Source organism: Pseudomonas paraversuta (assembly GCF_904067025.1).
Lineage (GTDB): Bacteria > Pseudomonadota > Gammaproteobacteria > Pseudomonadales > Pseudomonadaceae > Aquipseudomonas > Aquipseudomonas paraversuta.
The window spans coordinates 2,321,239-2,342,807 of record NZ_CAJFDA010000001.1; the positions used below are offsets into that span (position 1 = coordinate 2,321,239).

Below are 21,569 nucleotides of genomic sequence, written 5' to 3' on the forward strand. Positions count from 1 at the left end.
GGCAACCCGGCGGTTCAGACCGGTCGGGGTGTCGCAATCGCGGGCAATCCAGTGTCGAGCGGTTGCTCCTGCCCATAACAACAAGATGTGATCCGGAGAGATATTTTGCCAATCCCTGCTGCTACCCCAGAAGACACCCAGACCCCGGCCGGCTGGCAACGCCGCCACGTACTCAAGGCCGGTGTCCTGGCCGCAGGCGCCGGTCTGCTCGGCCGCTATGCCGGTGCGGCGGGTTCGAGCGCCGTATCATCCAACGAATATCTGGCGATGGACGCCACCGACATGGCCCGGGCCGTGCAAAAGGGTGAACTCACTCCCGAGCACCTGCTGGCTGCGGCCATGGCCCGTTGTGATGCGGTCAATCCCAAGGTCAATGCGGTCAACATGCGTCACGACGAGTACGCCCGGGCGCTGCTCCAGACCCGTCGCGCCGCAGGGGCACCTGCCACCGGCGCGCTGGCTGGCGTGCCCATCCTGATCAAGGACCTCAACACCTACCTTGAAGGTACCCGCACCACCAATGGTTGCCGTCTGTTCAAGGATGCACCGCCGGCGCCACAAACCAGCACCCTGATTGCCCGCTATCAGGCGGCTGGCGCTGTACCCTTCGGCAAAACCGCGTGCCCGGAGTTTGGTCTTACCACCACCACCGAATCCCTGCTCTGGGGGCAAACCCGCAACCCGTGGAACCTGGGCAGAAGTGCAGGGGGCTCCTCCGGTGGTGCGGCTTCGGCAGTGGCGGCCGGCATTGTGCCGGTGGCCCATGCCACTGACGGCGGCGGCTCGATCCGTATTCCGGCCTCCTATTGCGGTGTGGTTGGCCTCAAGCCCACCCGTTACCGTACCCCCAGCGGCCCGGGCAAATATGAAGGCTGGTTCGGTGCCAGCGTCGGCAACGTGGTATCGCGCAATATCCGCGATATGGCATTGTTTCTGGATGTCGGTCAGGGTCATGAGCCAGGCAGCCCGTACTGGGCAAAGCCGCTGGTACGCCCGTATATCGAAGAGCTGCGCACCGCCCCCGGGCGTTTGCGCATCGGCCTGGTACGGGATTCACTGACCGGTTCGCCACTGGACCCTGCAGTTGCAAAGGTGCTGGACGATACGGCCAGACGCCTGAGCGCGATGGGGCACAACGTTGAAGAGTTGCGTTTGAATATCGACCCGCGCCAGTTGTTCGGAGCCCACGGATCGGTGATCGGCGACGCCTTGCTGACCCTGGTTCACGACCGCGAACAGGCGATGGGCCGGCCGGCCACTGCCGATGACTTTGAACGCATCACCCAGGTGGTGCTGGACAATGGCAAGAAAGTCACGGGCGAGGGCCTGTACCGGGCCCGGCAGTCGTTTGAAAGCATTGGTGGCTACATGGAGCAGCAGTTCGACACCTACGACGTGATCCTGTCGCCGGTCACCGCCAACGTCACCCCGGAACTGGGCCTGCTCAGCCTCAACCAGCCCTGGGAAAGCTACGCCCACAACGCCATGGGCAGCGCGGCGTTTACCGTACTGGCCAACGTCAGCGGGCAGCCGGCGATCTCGTTGCCGGTGGGCATGAGCGACAACGGCTTGCCGATCGGCATGATGTTTACCGGGCCATTGGGCGGCGAAGACGTGCTGTTGCGTCTGAGCGCACAAATCGAGCAGGACCGGCCGTGGGCGAAATTGCCCACTGTTTGATAACCCATTGCAGTGTCTGTAGTCGCTGACAAGCAGCGCGAGGCTGCGATCGGTAACCCCGGCTGGCAGGGTCCGCCATCGCTGCGCAATCGATCGCAGCCTCGCGCAGTTCTTCAACCCCTGCGGGGGTTGGTGGCGTAACGCCTAGTCCGCTTTGACGATGATCAGCAGCGCGCCAGGCCGGATTATTCGTCATACAGCGCCCGCGCATTCGCGCAGCGAGAGACTGACGGAGAACAGACGGATGGATCAGATACGAGAGAAAAGTCCGATAGAGCTTGAGCTGCTGGAACGCGCGCGCAATCTGATACCTGCGCTAAAAAGCCGTTCAGCCCAGGCGGACAAGGATTGCAAACTGCCCGACGATACCGTTCGCGACATGCAGGAGGCCGGCTTGTTTCGTGCCCTGCAGCCGAAGATGTGGGGCGGTCATGAAGTGGATCTGCGCACCTTCTTTGAAATTCAGATGATCCTGGCCGAGGGCTGCATGTCCACTGCCTGGGTCTTTGGTGTGGTCGGTGTTCACCCGTGGCAACTGGCGCGTTACCCGGTAGAAGCACAACGCGATGTCTGGGGCGAAGACAGCTCCACGCTGGTGGCTTCGACCTATATGCCTGTGGCCAAAGTGACTCCGGTCAAGGGCGGATACCGGGTCAGCGGGCGCTGGGGTTTCTCCAGTGGCAGCCAGCATGCGCAATGGTGCCTGCTGGGCGGCATCGTGCCGCAAGATGAAACCGGCCCGACCGAACACGGCACCTTCCTGATCCCTGCTTCTGACTATCGGATCGAACAGAACTGGGACGTACTGGGCCTGCGCGGCAGCGGCAGTCACGACATCATCGTTGAAGATGCCTTTGTCCCTGCACACCGGGTGCAACGCACCAACAACTACAGCATCGAAGCCACCCCGGGACGGCTGGTCAACACCAACCCGATGTACTCCATCCCGTTTGCCCAGGTATTTGCCCGCGCGGTATCCACCTCGGCGCTGGGTGCATTGCAAGGGGCGATCAACGAGTTCCGGACCAACGCCGCTGCGCATATCGGCAAGCATGGCGCCAAAACCGCCGAAGACCCGGCAGCCCAGGCGGCAGTCGCCGAGGCCACCATCACCGTTGATTCGCTCAAGCTGGTGCTGATGCGCAATTACGCACACCTCATGGCGCTGGCTGCTGCAGGCGAGTATCCGGACGTTGAAACCCGCCTGTTGTATCGCTACCAGTCATCCCATGTGACCAATGTCTGCGCCGACCGGGTCAGCGACCTGCTGCGTTGCATGGCAGCCTCGGGTTTGTACAACACCAACCCGGTGGCCCGTTATTTCCGCGACCTGCATCAGGCGCGCGGGCATATCGCCAACAACGAGGCGGCCTATCGCCGCAGCTATGGCGTGGTGCAATTGGGTTTACCCAACTCGGACCCTTTTGTTTGATCGAGTAATGACTTTCTGACCTCAGCGGATGGCATAACAATAATGACGGCTCAAGTTCAGTCTCAGTCCAGCTATGACGTAATCGTGGTCGGCTCCGGTGCGGGGGCGATGACCTCGGCCCTGTTTGCTGCCGATCAGGGCCTTTCAGTTCTGATTGTCGAGAAGAGCGACAAATACGGCGGTACTTCGGCAATTTCCGGCGGCGGTATCTGGATTCCGAACAACCATTACTTCGCTGCCATCGGCGGGCGGGACAGCGCTGAGCTGTCAATGCAATACCTCAAGGCCGCTACCGGCGAACACGGCGATCCGGTGCGCCTGCAGGCGTATCTGGATAACGCTGCGCCGATGATCAAAAAGCTCACCGCCAATAGCCGGGTGCGCTATGCCGTGGCCGACAAATATCCGGATTATTACCCGCAACTGCCCGGCGCCTTGCCGGGCGGGCGGACCCTTGACCCCGAGCTGTTCGACACCAGTTTGCTCGAAGAAGAACTGCCCAACCTGCGCAAGCCTTCGCCCTCGACTCTGCTGATGGGGCGTATTGCCTGGACTGCCCGCGATGCACACAAGGCCATGGCCCGCAGCTTCGGTTGGCAATGGCTGATCTTCAGGCTGATGGCCCGCTACAAGATGGACTTCAAGTGGCGGCGCAAGAGCAAGTACGACCGTCGTGCGGCACTGGGCAGTTCCCTGGTGGCGTCCCTGCGCCGCTCGCTGATGGATCGCAATGTGCCGTTGTGGCTCAACACCGATTTCCAGGACGTGCTGCTGGACGGTGATCGCGTTTGCGGGATCAAGGTCGCCACGGGGGGCAAGATTCTCGAACTCAAGGCCCGGCGCGGAGTGATCTTTGGCTCGGGTGGTTTCGAGCAGAATCAGACCCTGCGGGAAAAATTCCTGCCGCAACCCACCAAGGCCGGCTGGAGTGCCACGCCACCGGGCAACAACACCGGTGCCGCACTGGAAGCGGGGCTCAATATCGGCGCGGCCACGGCGTTGATGGACTGGGCGTGGTGGGCGCCGACCATTGCCGTGCCCGGTGAAGAAAAACCCCGCGGCGTGTTTGCCGAGCGTGCGTTTCCGGGGGCCATTGTGGTCAACAGCCTGGGCCATCGCTTTGTGAACGAAGCTGCGCCGTATCTTGAATTCGTTGATGCCATGTACAAGGACAACCAGAAAACCGGCGGCCGCACGGTGCCGTCATGGGTGATCTTTGATGGCCATTTCCGTTTCCATTACGCCATGGGCCCGCTGATGCCGGCCCAGGTGATGCCAGACAGCCGTCTGCGCAAAGAATGGCTCAATACCCTGTACTGGAAGGCCGACAGCCTTGAGCAACTGGCCTTGCAGATTGGCGTTGATGGTGCCGGCTTGACCAGCACCGTAAACAAGGTCAATGAATACGCAAAAACCGGTGTCGACCTTGACTTCGAACGCGGCGCCAATGTGTTTGACCGTTACTACGGTGACAGCAATATCAAGCCCAATCCGTGCCTGGCGCCGCTGCGCAAAGGTCCGTATTACGCCATGCGCCTGGATGCCGGAGACATTGGCACCAAGGGCGGATTGCTGACCAACCGCTACGCCCAGGTGGTACGTGAAGACGGCCAGCCCATCAGCGGCCTGTATGCCATTGGTAACTGCTCCGCTTCGGTCATGGGTACCAGCTACCCCGGTGCCGGCGGCACCCTTGGCCCGGCCATGACCTTTGGCTATATCGCCGCCAACCATATTGCCAGCAGCAACGTACCGGTGGCGGCGGGCGCCATCGCCGAGGCGCTGTCATGAGCCGGCCCCGTTCCGGCAGCAATACCAAAATCCTGGCCCCGTTACAGGCCGACCGCCTGGATGGCCGGGGCTGGGACTACAGCTGCGATGTCCTGGTTATCGGTTGGGGCGCCGCCGGTGCCTGTGCTGCGCTGGAAGCGCGCAGCCAGGGGGCTGAAGTGATTATTGCCGACCGTTTTACCGGCGGCGGTGCCAGCGCCAAAAGCGGCGGGGTGGTGTATGCCGGTGGCGGTACCCGCCAACAGCAGGACGCCGGGTTCAGCGATACCCCGCAAGCGATGTTTGACTACCTCAAGCACGAAACCCGGGGCGTGATCAGCGACGACACCCTGCGCAAGTTTTGCGATGACAGTGCCGACAACCTGCGCTGGCTCGAAAGCCATGGCGCACGCTATGCCCACAGCCTGCCACCGGGTGGCAAAACCTCATATCCGGCCGATGGCTATTTTCTGTATTACTCCGGCAACGAACTGGTGCCGTCCCATAGTGGCGAGCACCCCGCGGCACCCCGCGGGCATCGCACCGTTGGCAAGGGGCAATGCGGTGCCGTGCTCTATGGCCATTTGCAAGCCGCCTGCCTGCGCGCCGGGGTACAACCCTTGTTGCAATCGGCGGCGCGCCGCCTGGTGGTGGATGACAACGGGCGCGTGCTGGGTGCCGAGCTTTGGCGTTTGCCCGAGGGCACCCGCGAAGCCCGTGTACATGCGCGTCTGGCAGCCCGCGCCGAGCGCTGGCAAAACTTTGCCCCCGGTTATTGCGATCGCCTGCGGCAAAAGATCAGCCGCCTTGAACGTGACCATGGGCAACCTGTGCTGGTCCGGGCTCGGCGCGGAGTGATTCTGAGCACCGGCGGTTTTATCTTCAATCGCGATTTGATCCGTGAACATGCCCCCAAATTCCGCCGTAATTTCAAGGTCGGTGCCACCGGTTGCGATGGTAGCGGCCTGCGCCTCGGACAGTCAGTGGGGGGCAAAAGCGAACGCCTGAGCCGGGTATCGGCCTGGCGCTTTATCAACCCGCCGTTTTGCTGGCCCAAGGGGATTGTGGTCAACGCCCAGGGGCAGCGTTTCTGCAATGAGGAAGTTTATGGCGCCACCCTGGGCCAGCCGTTGTGCGAAGAGCAGGGCGGTCAGGCATGGCTGGTGCTGGATGCGCGCTTGCGCAAGCAGGCGATCCGCCAGGCCCTGTTCGGTGGTTACTGGTGGTTTCAGAGCCTGCCGGCACTGGCCCTGATGCTGCTGCGGGTGCGCAAGGGCGATAACCCTGACCGGCTGGCCCAGGTCTGCGGCATGCAGTCCGGTGAATTGAGCAGCTCGCTGCGGGGGTATAACGCCGCTGCCCGGGGCGAAGTGGCGGACCCCTTCGGCAAGTCTGAAGGCAGTCGCCAGGTGCTGGATAAAGGACCCTTCTACGCCTGCAATATCAGCGTCGACAACCCGGTATTTCCGCTGGGGGCCTTGACCCTGGGCGGGCTTAAAGTCGATGAAAACACGGGCGCGGTGCTGGATGACAACAGCCAGCCGATTACCGGGTTGTACAGCGCCGGGCGTACCGCAATAGGCGTGGCCTCACACCTGTATATCAGTGGCCTGTCCCTTGCCGACTGCGTGTTTTCGGGACGCCGGGCAGGGCGGGCCAGCACCGCTGGCAGTGATCTCGAACGCGATGAACCGGTGGCGGGCCAGCGGGCGTCCACCGGCACTTCTATCCAACAAGGACTGCAGCATGAGCACACGAGTTGAAGGCAAGGTTGCCCTGATCACTGGCGGCGCCAGTGGCGTGGGCAGGGCCAGCGCGCTGCTCCTGGCCCGCGAAGGCGCGCGCGTGGTGATCAGTGATATCGATGTGGCGTCAGGCCTGGCCCTGGCTGAAGAAATCGGCCCCCAGGCGCTGTTCATCGAGCACGATGCGGCCTGTGAAGCGCAGTGGACGCGGGTCATCGAAACCATTGGCCAGCGCCATGGCCAGCTGGACATCCTGTTCAACAATGCCGGAATCCTGCTCAAGGGCGACATTGAAAACACCAGCCTGAGCGACTGGCAGCGGGTGCAGCGGATCAACTCCGACAGCGTATTTCTGGGGTGTCGTGCCGCCATTGGCCTGATGAAACAGGGGGTCGGCGGTTCGATCATCAATATGTCCTCCATCGCCGGTGTGGCCGGGCGTGATGACTACGCCGCCTATAGCGCCTCCAAAGGTGCCGTAGCAGCGCTGTCGCGCACCGTGGCGGTGATGTGCCGGCGTCGCAAATATCGCATCCGCTGCAACTCCCTGCACCCGGACGGCATTCTCACCCCCATGACCACGGCCACCCTGCCGGCGGGCCTGGACCCCTGGAGCCTGACCATCGATGCCGACCCCATGGGACGCATGTGCCTGCCTGAAGATGTCGCTGCCAGTGTGCTGTTTCTTGCCAGCGACGAGTCACGTGCAATCAACGGTATCGAACTGCGGATCGACAGTGGCCAGTTTGTAATGAGTATTTGATATGAATTCACCTGCCTATATTTCTCTGCGCGTGGCACAAATCGTCACTGAAACCGCGGACTCCAGATCGCTGGTGTTTGAGGTGCCCCAGGACTTGCGCGAGCAGTTTGCCTATAAGAGCGGCCAGTTTCTGACCCTGCGGGTGCCGTTTGAAGGCGGCTGGTTGCCGCGTTGCTATTCGTTGTCGAGCACGCCGCTGGTGGATGAACCGCTGCGGGTCACGATCAAGCAGGTGCGTGACGGTCGCGCTTCCAACTGGTTATGCCAGCAGTTGCGCGAAGGCGACCAACTGCAGGTGCTGGTTCCGGCCGGGGTCTTTGTGCCGCGCCATTTCGATGATGATTTCCTGTTGTTTGGCGGCGGTAGCGGGGTAACCCCGGTGCTGTCGATTTTGCGTTCGGCGTTGATCGCCGGCAGCGGTCGGGTCCTGCTGATCTATGCCAACCGCGACGAGGCCTCGGTGATTTTTGCCGACGAACTCAAGGCCCTGGCCAGCGCCTACCCGCAGCGCCTGCAGGTGATCCACTGGCTGGACTCGGTACAAGGGATTCCTTCGGTTGCGCAACTGGCGCAAATGGCCAGGCCGTTTGTGCATGCCCAGGCCTTTATCTGTGGTCCGGGGCCGTTCATGGATGCCGCTGTCAGTGCTTTGCATGACATTGGTATGGAACATGGGCGCATCCACGTCGAACGTTTTGTTTCGTTGCCGCAAGAGGGCAGCATCGCAGCCCCGGCCCCGGTCAACACTGATGTAATCGGCAGCCAGCTCTCGGTGCGCCTGGATGGCGAGGAGTTCGAAGTGCCCTGCGCCGAAGGCGAAACGGTGCTCAATGCCATGCTGCGCGCCGGGTTGAAACCCCCCAGTTCCTGTCTGGTGGGGTCCTGCGCCACCTGCATGTGCACCGTGGAGCGGGGCAGTGTCGAGATGCTGCGCAACGATGCCCTTGACCAACAGGAACTCAATGACGGCTGGGTCCTGGCATGCCAGTCCGTGCCCAACAGCGAACACCTGCGGGTGTGCTTCCCCGAATAATCAGCCGGACGAGTGATCGATGACTTTCAGCCCTACGACTATTCCCGAGTTACTGCTTGGCGCCGCGCAGCAACACGCAGGACGTACCGCCATTGAAGAAAACGGCGTGTGCACCGACTACCGCGATTTGCCGCGCCTGGCCCTGGCCGTGACCCGCAGCCTGATGGCCCGGGGCATCGGCAAGGGTGACCGGGTGGCCATCTGGGCCCCCAATGGCCGGGACTGGATCATTGCGGCACTGGGCATTCATTGCGCAGGGGCGGTAATGGTGCCGGTCAACACCCGGATGAAAGGCAACGAGGCAGCGGATATTCTGCAGCGCAGTTCCAGCCGGCTGTTATTCGTCCAGCCGAAGTTTTTAGGCACCGACTACCTGGCCTTGCTCGCCCCGCATCGCCCGGACAGCCTTGAGGGGCTGGTGCTGCTGGGAGATGCCCCGGCCTGGAATGAATTTCTGGCATCGGGGGCCGGCGTCAGCGAAACCGACGCCAGGCAGCGGGCCGCCGGGGTCAGTGCCGATGATTTGAGCGACCTGCTGTTTACCTCGGGCACCACCGGTAAACCCAAAGGGGTAATGAGTGCCCACGGGCAGAACATCCGGGCATTCAGCGAATACGTGAAGGTGATTGGTTTGCGGGCCGGTGACCGTTATTTGGTGATCAATCCGTTTTTCCATGCTTTCGGCTACAAGGCGGGCTGGTTGACGTGCCTGCTGGCCGGGGCAACCATTTTGCCGCACCCGGTGTTTGACGCCGAAGCCGTCTTCCAGCGCATTGCGGCCGAGAATATCAACGTACTGCCGGGGCCGCCGACCCTGTATCTGTCGATGCTGGCGCACCCCAAACTGGCGCAAACCGACCTCTCGAGCTTGCGCATTGCCGTCACAGGGGCGGCGACCATTGCCCCGAGCCTGATCGAACGGATGCGTCGCGAACTGGGCTTTGCGGTGGTCACCACGGCCTACGGCCTCACCGAGTGCGGCGGCCTGGCCACCATTTGCAACCCGGATGACCCGGCGCAGACCATTGCCAGCACCAGCGGGCGGGCCATTGCCGGCACCGAAGTGAGCATCCGTGATCCGCAAAACCGGGCCCTGGCAGCGGGGGATACCGGAGAAATCTGCCTGCGAGGTTTTCACGTGATGCAGGGTTACTTTGAAGATCCCCGGGCCACTGCCGAAACCATCGACAGTGAAGGCTGGTTGCACACCGGCGACATTGGCCAGCTGGATACTGCGGGCAACTTGCGCATCACCGATCGCCTCAAGGACATGTTTATCGTCGGGGGTTTCAACTGCTACCCGGCGGAAATTGAAGCGGGCCTGATCGAACACCCGGCCATCGCCCAGGTGGCGGTGATTGGCGTGCCGGACGAGCGCATGGGCGAAGTGGGCTGTGCCTGTGTGGTGCTGCGCCATGAACAGCGGCTGGACGAAGCGGGTTTGATTCTGTGGGCCCGGGAACACATGGCCAACTACAAAGTGCCGCGCATGGTGAGGTTCTACGAGGCGTTGCCGGTCAATGCATCGAACAAGGTGGCGAAGAATAAGCTGCGGTCCCTGATTGTTTAGGAACCGCATTTCGATTGCCCGTTACGCTGTTGCGTGCAACTGCCGGGCCGGTTGGCAGGCAGGTGTTTGGGGCTAACCACCACAGCACCTGCGCTCTGCTCCCAAGCGCCTGTCCCCCCGCTTGAAACCGCAGGGTCAATAATCAGCTTTGGCAGAAATACATGTCCGGGTCATGGCAGCAGAACCTTCGATCGGTTTTTATTAACCGAACAGGTACTCCCAGGCTCGGTCGTAATACCCTTTTTGCGTTTGAGTACTTCGAACCACCTCGTCATAAATCTGAGGTTGTTCGAAATACAGTCGCTCACTGCCACGGTGCCTGTAAACGGCCCTGCAATGTATGCAGTGAATATATTTAATGGCTGGCCGGTAAATTGATATCGCTTCAAAAACCTCTTGCATATAGGTTCTTGTGATGACACCGATCACATCATGATGAGCAGTGGGTAATGCCAGCTCTGATTCGAATGCGTTGCTCAGTGTGTAGTTAAACGTGGTGTTGTCTGCGTGGATGAATTCTTTAGGATTAATGTTTTTAGGTTCGCGTGCGGGGTTGTAAGTACTGTTATTCAATAGCAGGCGCCACCCCACGTCGGTGTTTGTATCTTCAGAGTGGTAGGCGTAATAAACCAGTTTTCTTCCTTTAGGCACAATCACCGGTGTCGCATAGGCCTTCTGAGAGCGTCTGATGCCTCCGTGAGCGAAGAGAATGGCATGCTCCGCCGCAGGGTTGATCGACTTGATGAAAACAAATTTATGCCTGTAAATGATGCCGCCCATCCCCGTCTCCCTGGGTAATATATCGGTCATTGTTTAGTTGTGGTGAGTGGCAGGTGGCCGTTCATTGGATGCCATGGGCAAATTTCAATAGGGTTATTGGCAAGTCTATAAATGAACGGTTGCTGTTCAATGTAGCAAGTCTGCAGCCTGGTAAGTTAGCGAGTAAGGAAATGTGCTTATATAGGATTACTCTCAAAGTTTGTGTGGGTGCAGCGTTCTGAACTCTGCTGTCGTTGAGGAACTGATCCGGCTCTCATTTCTTTCTGTAGCGGCATCACTTACAGCCCTTGCTCATTGTTACCCTCAAGTCAGAGATTCTATTTTGCGACTCCTTTCAGCGAACCAAGGAGTAGCGAACATGCCTGATTTATCTGAGCACACCCCCGATATCCAGTCCGCCGCCAGCCTGCTCAACAGCGGCGATGTATATTCCGGTGCCTACAACTTTATGAGCAGCATCAGTGCCGGGGTCGATGCGCGCACCGGTGCGTTCTCGGCCTCGATCAGCCTGCCCACCGGCGCCGCCAACGATTTGCGCGGACCCATCAGCCAGTTGCGCCTGAGCCATAGCCCGCTGATGGCCGAAGATCAGGGCTTTGGTCTGGGCTGGATGCTCGGTACCACCTCGTGGGACGGCGCCAGCCAACAACTGCAACTCAATTCCGGCGAGCGCTTTCGCGGTGAGATTGTCGGCCAGAGCATGCGCTTCCCGGATGTGCGCTTGCCGGTAGTCGCAGTGACCGTTCAGCGTCAGGAAATGTGGGTCCGGCATAACGATGGCAGCTGTGAACGCCTGATCCCGTTACCTGGATATCCAAGCCAGTGGGTGGTCAGCACCCTGGTGGGTGCCGACGGCAGCGCCCTGAATTTTGACTGGCGTTCAGTTGGCAACGCGGCGTACCTGCAAAAAGTCAGTGATGCCCAAGGCCGCACTGTGCTGGCTCTGGCCTACGAGGGCGTGACAACCCATCTGACCTTACAGCCGGATACCCCCGCACAGGTGGTGATGTCTTTTCACCGGGTCTCCGGGCAGTTGCGCCGGGTGACGGTGGACGGCCTGCCCGATAATGGCTGGCAGTTTGAATACACCCGCAGTGATTCAGGTCTGTTGCTGCTGAGCAAATGCACCCAGCCCACCGGCAGCACCGAGGAAGTGACCTACAGCGAAGCCAACGGCCTCAACCTGCCTGCAGGGGCGCCGTTTGCGCGGATGCCGGTGGTCAGTCAGACCCGCAAAGACCCGGGGGACGGCCAGCCGGTGCAGCTGGTTCGCTATGACTATGGGCTGTATGGCAGCAACAATTACTTCGGCTGGCCGGCAGTACGTCAGTGGCGTAATCGCGAAGACAATCTCTATCACCTGACCGGGGGCGGCGATTTTCTCTACGGCTCCACCGAAACCCTGATGGATGCCCGGGGTACTGTTTTGCAAACAGTGTCACGCACCTTTAACCGCTTCCACCTGCTGACCCGTGAACGCACGCAACGGGGCCAGACCCTGCAGGAAACCGAAAACACCTATTACGACGAGCCCTGGCTGCCCATTGCCCGGCAACTGCCTTACTTCCAGTTCCCGCACAAGGTCATTACCCGCAAGGCGCAGATGGATGGCCAACGGGTGCTGCGAGAACTAGTTACCGAAGAACAAACCCGCTACGACGACCTCGGCAACCCGGTGTGGCATCGCAATGCCCTGGGCGGGATTGAAGAGTCGGAGTACTACCCGGTAACCGGTGAGAGCGACAACTGCCCGGCCGACCCATTGGGCCGCATCACCCGTCTGAAAAGTCGTACGATCAGCCCGCCACCCGGCACCGAAGGCCCGGTCAAGCAGACCCGATATCGCTATCAATCCCTGCCCGTGCGTGGGGATGCTCCCGGGTTTGCATTGCCGACATTTGTCCAGAGCAGTGAAGAGCGGTTGCTGCTGGTTGAGGGCAATCAGTCCACCGAACTGGGCCGCTCGACGCAAAATTTCATTAACGATCCGACCTCGCCCCATCACGCTCGCATGCTCAGCGAAACCCAGACGGTAGAGGGTAAAAGCACTACCCGGGTTTACAGCTACAGCCTGACCCAAGCCCCAAACGCCCGCTCTCTTCAACGTGCCGTGTTGCAGGAAAATGTGACAGTTACCGGGCACGATGGGCACTCAACTGTTGCCCAATCCTCACAAGATCTGTACTCGGGGCTAATGGTCACCGAACAGACCGACGAGCAGCTGCGCATGGCCTTTGCCCACGATGCCCTGGGCCGTGTGACTCAGGAAGTCGCGGCTCCGGATTCGGCGTTCGAGGCTGAGGTCAACTGGGCCTATTCGTTGTCAGCCAGCGAGCGCTGCCAGACCCGAATCGGCGCTTCCGGACGTAAGGAAACTGTCTGGCTCGATGGCATGGGCCGGGAAATCCGCCGGGAGAAACAGACCGACAGCGGTACGACCTATACCGCCTGGACTGCCGAATATGACGTGCTGGGCCGGGTGTTCCGTGAAACCAATTATGACCCGGGTAACGAAGACGTCCCGGCCCTGAGTCTGACCACTGAACGCACCTTTGATGACTGGGGCAATGTGCTGACTGAAACCGGCGCGGACGGTATCACCCAACACACCCTGGCCGACCCGGTAGCCCTGACCGGAACCCGCTGGCAGACCGATGCCAATGGCGTTGCCGGGGCCAAAACCGTGACCACCCATAGCCTCGATGGACGCCCCCTTAAAGAACAACTCTATTGCGCCGATGGCGTACTTCAGCACGAACTGAGCTGGACCTATGACGGCTTGGGCCGCTGTATCAGCCAGTTCGATGCCATGGGCCTGGAGACCCGACAGGAGTGGGATGTACGGGACCGACTGCTGTCCACCACCTTGCCTGACGGCAGTGTCATCAAGCGCACCTATGCCCAAGGCCATGACAGTGATTTACCGGCCACGGTCTCGATCACTCATCCGTCTTTGGGCACTAATGAAGTCCTGCTGGGTGAGCGTAAATATGACGGTCTGGGCCGATTGGTGTGGGAAAAGGTCGGGCAGAGTGTCTCCAAATGGGAATATGCCGAAGGCGAAATTCACGCCCATACCCAGGTTCTGCCCGACGGTACCCGGGTGCAGAGTGAACACCAACCGGAACTGGGCGGCGCGTTGCTGTCGCTGCAAGCGCCCGGGATCAGCGTGTTCAACACCTACGATCCCAAAAATGGCCGTTTGCTGGAGTCCCAAGGCAATCTGGGTCTGCAAAAAGATCACTGGTCTCCCTCAGGGCAACTGACCAAAGCCGACTACGCCTGGCAAGGCGATCAGCCACGCTCGCAACAGCAAAGCACCACCCCGTCGGGCAAAGTGACGCGGCTGACCGATGCCGACGGTGCCGAACAGCGCTGCCAGTACGATGAATTCGGGCGTTTGAGCGTGCAGCAAGGTCCCGATGTGAGCATCAGCATTACTTACGATGCAGCGTCGCGGATTCACCAGCAGCGAACCCAATCAAACGATGGCTCGTGGGACATGACCGTAACCCTTGGCTATGACAGCCTGGGCCGCCCGGCCCGTCGTGAAACGGCTACCCGCACGCCCACCCAGCTTTCCCTTGAAGTTCAGACCCAGCAATGGCGTAAAGACGGCAAACTGACCCAGCGTGAACTGACCCGCGACGGTGTTCTGGTGCGTAGTGAAAGCTTCGACTACGACCTGCGCGGACGGGTGATTGCCCATCGCCTTGCAGGCCCGTCGTTGCCCGAAGATGCCCACGGCAAAACCTACCGCGAGCAGCACTTTCAATACGACGCCCTCGACAATGTACGACGCCTGGAAACGGTGTTTGCCGACGCCAGCGCCAACAATGTCAGCGTATTCGGCTACAACCCCGCCGATCTCACCCAGCTGCTCAGCGTCAGCCACAGCCGCGCCGATTACCCGGCACCGGTAACCCTGGAGTACGACGCGCTGGGCAATCTCAAACGCGACGAGCGCGGCAATCCACTGCACTACGACGCCCTGGGCCGACTGATCGGGGTTACTCTGCCTACAGGCCAGCGTCGTTGGTACTACGGCCCGGCGGGCAACATCATCAAGACCGAAGACTCTACCGGCCCGCGTTGGCGTTACCACACCGGAGGTCAGCTCAGTTGCGAGATGGGTGAAACCACCCAGACCCGCTGGGTGCGGGCCGGTCACGTCCCTGTGGCTGAAAGCCGTCTTGCATCGGCGGTGCGCGAAGTGATGCTCTTGGGCACCGACGCCCAGGGTTCGATAACCACTGAGGCCAATGACGGGATTAACACCCCGGTCTACGGCGCCTACGGCCAGAGCCAACCCGGCACCAGCCGACTGGGCTACGCCGGTGCCTTGCGCGAACAGGACAGCGGCTGGTACTTCCTCGGTGATTACCGCATCTATAACCCGGTGCTGATGCGCTTCCACAGCCGTGACAGCCTCAGCCCCTTCGGCGAAGGCGGGCTCAATGGCTATGCCTACTGCGCCGGCGACCCGGTCAACCGCATCGATCCATCGGGTCATTCGTGGCTGGACTGGCTGTTACCGGCGGCCGGGATCGCCCTGGCCGTGATCGGCACCGTGGCCTCCCTGGGTGCCTTGGCGGCGCCTACAGCGGCACTGACCGCCAGCTATGTAACGGCGGTCACCACCGCGACCCTGAGCGTGGTGTCGCTGGCAGCGGACGTGGCCTCGATAGCCTTGCTGGCCAGCGGCAATGAAAACGCCGGGCGGATTCTGGGCTGGGTGGGCATGGCAACCGGGCTTGCTTCGGCGGCTCCGTCAATGGCCGGGGCTGCGGCCAAGGGAGTGAAGAGTGCAGGCAAGTTCGTAGGCAGCTGGCAGCACAAACTGCAACATGCCGGGGGATTGTCGGGGGGCGGACAAGCATTTTCGGGGGCGGCTCAAAACGCGGGTTCATCTGTGCCGCGACTCGATCAGTTGGCCCGTCACGCTTTACCTGCGGATGAGCTGCAATTTATACGGCAAAACGTCCCCTTGCCCAGCAACCTCATCGATAGGCGCCTGATCGAAATGCCGAACCGGGTAATGCAAAATATTATCGGTTACTTGCCTGGCTCGGATCTGATCTCGTTGTCACAGACATCCAGTGACATGCGCCAACTGGTGCGAGCCAATACCCGACCACTCAATTTGCCTCCGTTACGTGCGACCCCCCAGGAAGCAAATATTTTCCATGTTCGTGATCTACACAGAACATGGCATGGCTATACCCAAGGCGTTCTACCGGAACAACTGACGCAAGCGGGCCATTCCCCTTGGAGAGAAACGGGACGTGGCCTATTAACGCCCCCTGGTCAATTGACCTCGCGTCTGGAAACAGAAGTTCATTTGATGCATAGAAGATTTCTCAGCCAAAAAAACGCGGCGGCAGAGCTAAGAGAGTGGGAGTTGAGCCTGCGATCAATCCGACTGGATTAAAACCTCTGGCAACGGCGTATTTTTGAAACACCCCGCACTGGCACTGTCAGTGCGGGTCTATTAATCAGGACAGTTTTTTGGGAAAACCGGCAATACAGCACTCTTTGCAGGGTTGCACCCAATGGTTTTCAAGCGCTCTTCCCAGCACTGCTTTTTGTAAAGACACTATTTACAGCCCTAGCTCATTGTTGGCCTCAAGGCAGTGACCCTATTTTGCGATCTCTTACCAGCACGCCAAGGAGTCGCAACTATCATGGAACCCACTGACCACACCCCCGATATCCAGTCCGCCGCCAGCCTGCTTAGCAGCGGCGATGTATATTCCGGTGCCTACAACTTTATGAGCAGCATCAGTGCCGGCGTCGATCCGCGCACCGGTGCGTTCTCTGCCTCGATAACCCTGCCCACCGGCGCCGCCAACGATTTGCGCGGGCCCATAAGCCAGTTGCGCCTGAGCCATAGTCCGCTGATGGCCGAAGATCAGGGCTTCGGTCTGGGCTGGATGCTTGGTACCACCTCCTGGGACGGCGCCAGCCAGCAACTGCAACTCAATTCCGGCGAGCGCTTACGCGGTGAAATTGTCGGCCAGAGCATGCGCTTTCCCGATGTGCGTTTGCCGGTAATCGCCGTGACCGTTCAGCGTCAGGAAATGTGGGTCCGGCATAACGATGGCAGCTGTGAACGCCTGATCCCGCTGGCCGGACACTCCAGCCTGTGGGTGGTCAGCACGCTGGTGGGGGCCGATGGCAGCGCCCTGAATTTTGACTGGCGTTCAGTCGGCAACGCGGCTTACCTGCAAAAGGTCAGCGATGCCCGTGGCCGCACTGTGCTGGCACTGGCCTACGAGGGCGTGACAACCCGTCTGACGTTGCAGCCGGATACCCCCGCACAGGTGGTGATGTCTTTTCACCGGGTATCCGGGCAGTTGCGCCGGGTAACGGTGGACGGCCTGCCCGACAGTGGCTGGCAGTTTGAATACACCCGCAGTGATTCAGGTCTGTTGCTGCTGAGCAAATGCACCCAGCCCACCGGCAGTAGCGAAGAGGTGACCTATAGTGAGGCAAAGGGTCTGGCGTTGCCGCCGGGGGCGCCGTTTGCGCGGATGCCGGTGGTCAGTCAGACCCGCAAGGATCCGGGAGATGGCCAGCCGGTGCAGCTGGTTCGCTATGACTACGACCTGTATGGCAGCAATAACTATTTTGGCTGGCCGGCGGTACGTCAGTGGCGTAATCGCGAAGACAACCTCTACCACCTGACCGGTGCCGGGGATTTCCTCTATGGCTCTACCGAAACCCTGATGGATGCCCGGGGGACTGTTTTACAAACAGTGTCCCGCAGCTTTAACCGCTTTCACCTGCTGACCCGTGAACGCACCTTGCAGGGCAAGACCCTGCAGGAAACCGAGACCACCTATTACGACGAGCCCTGGCTGCCCATTGCCCGGCAACTGCCTTACTTCCAGTTCCCGCACAAGGTCATTACCCGCAAGGCGCAGCTGGATGGCCAACGGGTGCTGCGAGAACTTGTTACCGAAGAAGAAACCCGCTACGACGAGCTGGGCAACCCGGTGTGGCACCGCAATGCATTGGGGGCCGTTGAAGAGTCCGAGTACTACCCGGTGAGCGGCGAGACCGACAACTGCCCGGCCGACCCACTGGGCCGCATTGCTCGTCTGAAAAGTCGCACCCTGAGTCCGCCACCCGGCACTGAAGGGTCGGTCAAACAGACCCGCTACCGTTATCAGGCGCTACCGGTGCGTCAGGATGCTCCGGGGTTTGCATTGCCGACTTTTGTCCAGAGCAGTGAAGAGCGGTTGCTGCTGGTTGAAGGCGAGAAACGCACTGAATTGGGCCGTTCCAGCCAGACCTTTATCAATGCTCCGGCCTCGCCCCATCACGCTCGCATGCTTAGCGAAACCAGAACCGTAGAGGGTAAAGGCACCACCCGGGCCTACAGCTATACCCTGACCCAAGCGCCAGACACCCGCTCTCTTCAACGTGCCGTGTTGCAGGAAAATGTGACAGTTACCGGGCACGATGGGCACTCAACTGTTGCCCAATCCTCACAAGATCTGTACTCGGGGCTAATGGTCACCGAACAGACCGACGAGCAGCTGCGCATGGCCTTTGCCCACGATGCCCTGGGGCGTGTGACTCAGGAAGTCGCGGCTCCGGATTCGGCGTTCGAGGCTGAGGTCAATTGGGCCTATTCCTTGTCAGCGAACCAGCGCTGCCAGACCCGAGTCGGCGCTTCCGGACGTAAGGAAACTGTCTGGCTCGATGGCATGGCCCGGGAAATCCGCCGGGAAAAACAGACCGACAGTGGTACGACCTATACCGCCTGGACCGCCGAATATGACGTGCTGGGCCGGGTGTTCCGTGAAACGGCTTACGATCCCGGCAATGAAGACACTCCGGCCCTGAGCCTGACCACCGAACGCACCTTTGATGACTGGGGCAATGTGCTGACTGAAACCGGCGCAGACGGTGTCACCCAACACACCCTTGCCGACCCGGTAGCCCTGACCGGAACTCGCTGGCAGACCGACGCCAAGGGTGTGCCCGGGGCCAGAACCGTGACCACCCATACTCTGGATGGACGCCCCCTTAAAGAACAACTCTATTGCGCCGATGGCGTACTTCAGCACGAACTGAGCTGGACCTATGACGGCTTGGGCCGCTGTATCAGCCAGTTCGATGCCATGGGCCTGGAGACCCGACAGGAGTGGGATGTACGGGACCGACTGCTGTCCACCACCTTGCCTGACGGCAGTGTCATCAAGCGCACCTATGCCCAAGGCCATGACAGTGATTTACCGGCCACGGTCTCGATCACTCATCCGTCTTTGGGCACTAATGAAGTCCTGCTGGGTGAGCGTAAATATGACGGTCTGGGCCGATTGGTGTGGGAAAAGGTCGGGCAGAGTGTCTCCAAATGGGAATATGCCGAAGGCGAAATTCACGCCCATACCCAGGTTCTGCCCGACGGTACCCGGGTGCAGAGTGAACACCAACCGGAACTGGGCGGCGCGTTGCTGTCGCTGCAAGCGCCCGGGATCAGCGTGTTCAACACCTACGATCCCAAAAATGGCCGTTTGCTGGAGTCCCAAGGCAATCTGGGTCTGCAAAAAGATCACTGGTCTCCCTCAGGGCAACTGACCAAAGCCGACTACGCCTGGCAAGGCGATCAGCCACGCTCGCAACAGCAAAGCACCACCCCGTCGGGCAAAGTGACGCGGCTGACCGATGCCGACGGTGCCGAACAGCGCTGCCAGTACGATGAATTCGGGCGTTTGAGCGTGCAGCAAGGTCCCGATGTGAGCATCAGCATTACTTACGATGCAGCGTCGCGGATTCACCAGCAGCGAACCCAATCAAACGATGGCTCGTGGGACATGACCGTAACCCTTGGCTATGACAGCCTGGGCCGCCCGGCCCGTCGTGAAACGGCTACCCGCACGCCCACCCAGCTTTCCCTTGAAGTTCAGACCCAGCAATGGCGTAAAGACGGCAAACTGACCCAGCGTGAACTGACCCGCGACGGTGTTCTGGTGCGTAGTGAAAGCTTCGACTACGACCTGCGCGGACGGGTGATTGCCCATCGCCTTGCAGGCCCGTCGTTGCCCGAAGATGCCCACGGCAAAACCTACCGCGAGCAGCACTTTCAATACGACGCCCTCGACAATGTACGACGCCTGGAAACGGTGTTTGCCGACGCCAGCGCCAACAATGTCAGCGTATTCGGCTACAACCCCGCCGATCTCACCCAGCTGCTCAGCGTCAGCCACAGCCGCGCCGATTACCCGGCACCGGTAACCCTGGAGTACGACGCGCTGGGCAATCTCAAACGCGACGAGCGCGGCAATCCACTGCACTACGACGCCCTGGGCCGACTGATCGGGGTTACTCTGCCTACAGGCCAGCGTCGTTGGTACTACGGCCCGGCGGGCAACATCATCAAGACCGAAGACTCTACCGGCCCGCGCTGGCGTTACCACACCGGCGGTCAACTCAGTTGCGAGATGGGTGAAAACACCCAGACCCGCTGGGTGCGGGCCGGTGACGTTCCGGTGGCTGAAAGCCGTCTTGCATCGGCGGTGCGCGAAGTGATGCTCTTGGGCACCGACGCCCAGGGTTCGATAACCACTGAGGCCAATGACGGGATTAACACCCCGGTCTACGGCGCCTACGGCCAGAGCCAACCCGGCACCAGCCGACTGGGCTACGCCGGCGAATTGCGCGAACAGGACAGCGGCTGGTACTTCCTCGGTGATTACCGCATCTATAACCCCGCACTGATGTGCTTCCACAGCCGTGACAGCCTCAGCCCCTTCGGCGAAGGCGGGCTCAATGGCTATGCCTACTGCGCCGGGGATCCGGTCAACCGCATCGACCCGTCGGGTCATTCGTGGCTGGACTGGCTGTTGCCGGCGGCCGGTCTCGCGCTGGCACTGGTCGGCACCGTGGCCTCCCTGGGTGCGTTGGCGGCGCCTACAGCGGCGCTGACCGCCAGCTATGTAACGGCAGTCACCACCGCGACCTTGAGTGTGGTGTCGCTGGCAGCGGATGTGGCCTCGATAGCCTTGCTGGCCAGTGGCAATGAGAATGCCGGGCGGATTCTGGGCTGGGTGGGCATGGCAACCGGGCTGGCCTCGGCGGCTCCATCGATGGCCGGGGCTGCGGCCAAGGGAGTCAAAAAGGCCGGCAAGTTCGTGGGCAGCTGGCAGTACAAACTGAAACATGCAGGGGGCAGGGGCCAGGGGTTTCCACCCGGCAGATTCCAGCCCTTGAGCCTGCGAACTCTGGCTTTCCAGGCCGTGGATCAGGGCGAGGCATGGCGCGCAATTCGCCATATGGACATTGCCGGATCAGCAGACCCATTGAGCCGTGCGGCTCCTGTTTCGGCCTATCACCACAGTATCAGCAGCATGGAGGCATTCAACGAAGTGCGAGCCTATTATCAAGGCGCACATCCAAGGCCAACATTACCCTTGCCACTCAATACTGTACCCGGTCACACCGTTACCAGCGGCGGTGTCAATTTCCCTGTGTTCGCCAACAATCCATCTTATGTCCGTGAGGTCAGGGTGATCGCAACCCATGGCCGGGCCAGAAACCTGCCGGTGGATTTGCACCTCAACGGGATCGATCCTGAGAGCTTGAGAACCTTCACCCCGGAATTCAGAAGGCATGCAGCAGGTATCAGTTTTCAAACTATGCAGAATCCGGTCAACAGAGCGTTTTTTGATTATGTGGTTCCTGTTGCTGCAGACGAAGTCGCCTGGACCATAGGCGGAGCATTCAGGACAAATTACTTTAATAATTTCATGAATGTACGACGTTAGGGCCGCTCTGGAATAAAGCGG

At 60.6% G+C, this 21,569-nt stretch carries 10 protein-coding genes; 9 read left to right on the forward strand and 1 reads right to left on the reverse strand.

Annotated features, from left to right (window positions below):
• The first annotated feature begins 105 nt into the window (after positions 1-105).
• The 7 genes from JQ848_RS10775 (at position 106) to JQ848_RS10805 (ending at position 9,993) form a co-directional block, all read left to right on the forward strand.
• Positions 106-1,680 (forward strand): amidase, encoded by a 1,575-nt coding sequence (locus tag JQ848_RS10775; RefSeq protein ID WP_003447748.1) that lies wholly within the window; start codon positions 106-108, stop codon positions 1,678-1,680.
• A 244-nt stretch (positions 1,681-1,924) separates the two neighbouring features.
• Complete coding sequence (locus JQ848_RS10780) at positions 1,925-3,112, forward strand: acyl-CoA dehydrogenase family protein (protein WP_003447746.1); 1,188 nt, start codon at positions 1,925-1,927, stop codon at positions 3,110-3,112.
• A gap of 42 nt (positions 3,113-3,154) precedes the next feature.
• A complete protein-coding gene (locus JQ848_RS10785; protein WP_003447744.1) occupies positions 3,155-4,903 on the forward strand; it encodes an FAD-binding protein in 1,749 nt (582 codons plus the stop codon).
• Entirely contained in the window at positions 4,900-6,645 is a 1,746-nt protein-coding gene (locus JQ848_RS10790; RefSeq protein WP_202210663.1) for an FAD-binding protein, read from the forward strand. The genes JQ848_RS10785 and JQ848_RS10790 overlap by 4 nt, the downstream gene beginning before the upstream one ends.
• A complete protein-coding gene (locus JQ848_RS10795) occupies positions 6,629-7,390 on the forward strand; it encodes an SDR family oxidoreductase (protein WP_010657405.1) in 762 nt (253 codons plus the stop codon). Before JQ848_RS10790 ends, JQ848_RS10795 begins: the two co-directional genes overlap by 17 nt.
• Before the next feature lies 1 nt (position 7,391).
• Complete coding sequence (locus JQ848_RS10800) at positions 7,392-8,423, forward strand: ferredoxin--NADP reductase (RefSeq protein WP_010657404.1); 1,032 nt, start codon at positions 7,392-7,394, stop codon at positions 8,421-8,423.
• Between the two features lie 19 nt (positions 8,424-8,442).
• Positions 8,443-9,993 carry a FadD3 family acyl-CoA ligase gene (locus JQ848_RS10805; protein ID WP_202210664.1) on the forward strand — a complete coding sequence of 517 codons (1,551 nt, stop codon included), beginning with the start codon at positions 8,443-8,445 and terminating at the stop codon, positions 9,991-9,993.
• Positions 9,994-10,194: 201 nt separating this feature from the next.
• Here JQ848_RS10805 and JQ848_RS10810 read toward each other — a convergent pair whose 3' ends face one another.
• Complete coding sequence (locus JQ848_RS10810) at positions 10,195-10,773, reverse strand: putative adhesin (protein WP_127195625.1); 579 nt, start codon at positions 10,771-10,773, stop codon at positions 10,195-10,197.
• Positions 10,774-11,131: 358 nt separating this feature from the next.
• On the opposite strand from JQ848_RS10810, the gene JQ848_RS10815 reads away from it, so the two are divergent.
• Complete coding sequence (locus JQ848_RS10815; protein WP_202210665.1) at positions 11,132-16,204, forward strand: RHS repeat-associated core domain-containing protein; 5,073 nt, start codon at positions 11,132-11,134, stop codon at positions 16,202-16,204.
• Positions 16,205-16,457: 253 nt separating this feature from the next.
• The gene (locus JQ848_RS10820; protein ID WP_202210666.1) at positions 16,458-21,548 is read left to right on the forward strand and encodes an RHS repeat domain-containing protein; all 5,091 of its coding nucleotides are present in this window, start codon (positions 16,458-16,460) and stop codon (positions 21,546-21,548) included.
• Positions 21,549-21,569 lie beyond the last annotated feature (21 nt).

Bases quoted from the DNA above. Each gene is read 5' to 3' on its own strand.
- JQ848_RS10780 (WP_003447746.1), top strand. From the start codon at position 1,925: ATGGATCAGATACGAGAGAAAAGTCCGATAGAGCTTGAGCTGCTGGAA.
- JQ848_RS10785 (WP_003447744.1), top strand. From the start codon at position 3,155: ATGACGGCTCAAGTTCAGTCTCAGTCCAGCTATGACGTAATCGTGGTC.
- JQ848_RS10790 (WP_202210663.1), top strand. From the start codon at position 4,900: ATGAGCCGGCCCCGTTCCGGCAGCAATACCAAAATCCTGGCCCCGTTA.
- JQ848_RS10795 (WP_010657405.1), top strand. From the start codon at position 6,629: ATGAGCACACGAGTTGAAGGCAAGGTTGCCCTGATCACTGGCGGCGCC.
- JQ848_RS10800 (WP_010657404.1), top strand. From the start codon at position 7,392: ATGAATTCACCTGCCTATATTTCTCTGCGCGTGGCACAAATCGTCACT.
- JQ848_RS10805 (WP_202210664.1), top strand. From the start codon at position 8,443: ATGACTTTCAGCCCTACGACTATTCCCGAGTTACTGCTTGGCGCCGCG.
- JQ848_RS10810 (WP_127195625.1), bottom strand. From the start codon at position 10,773: ATGGGCGGCATCATTTACAGGCATAAATTTGTTTTCATCAAGTCGATC.
- JQ848_RS10815 (WP_202210665.1), top strand. From the start codon at position 11,132: ATGCCTGATTTATCTGAGCACACCCCCGATATCCAGTCCGCCGCCAGC.
- JQ848_RS10820 (WP_202210666.1), top strand. From the start codon at position 16,458: ATGGAACCCACTGACCACACCCCCGATATCCAGTCCGCCGCCAGCCTG.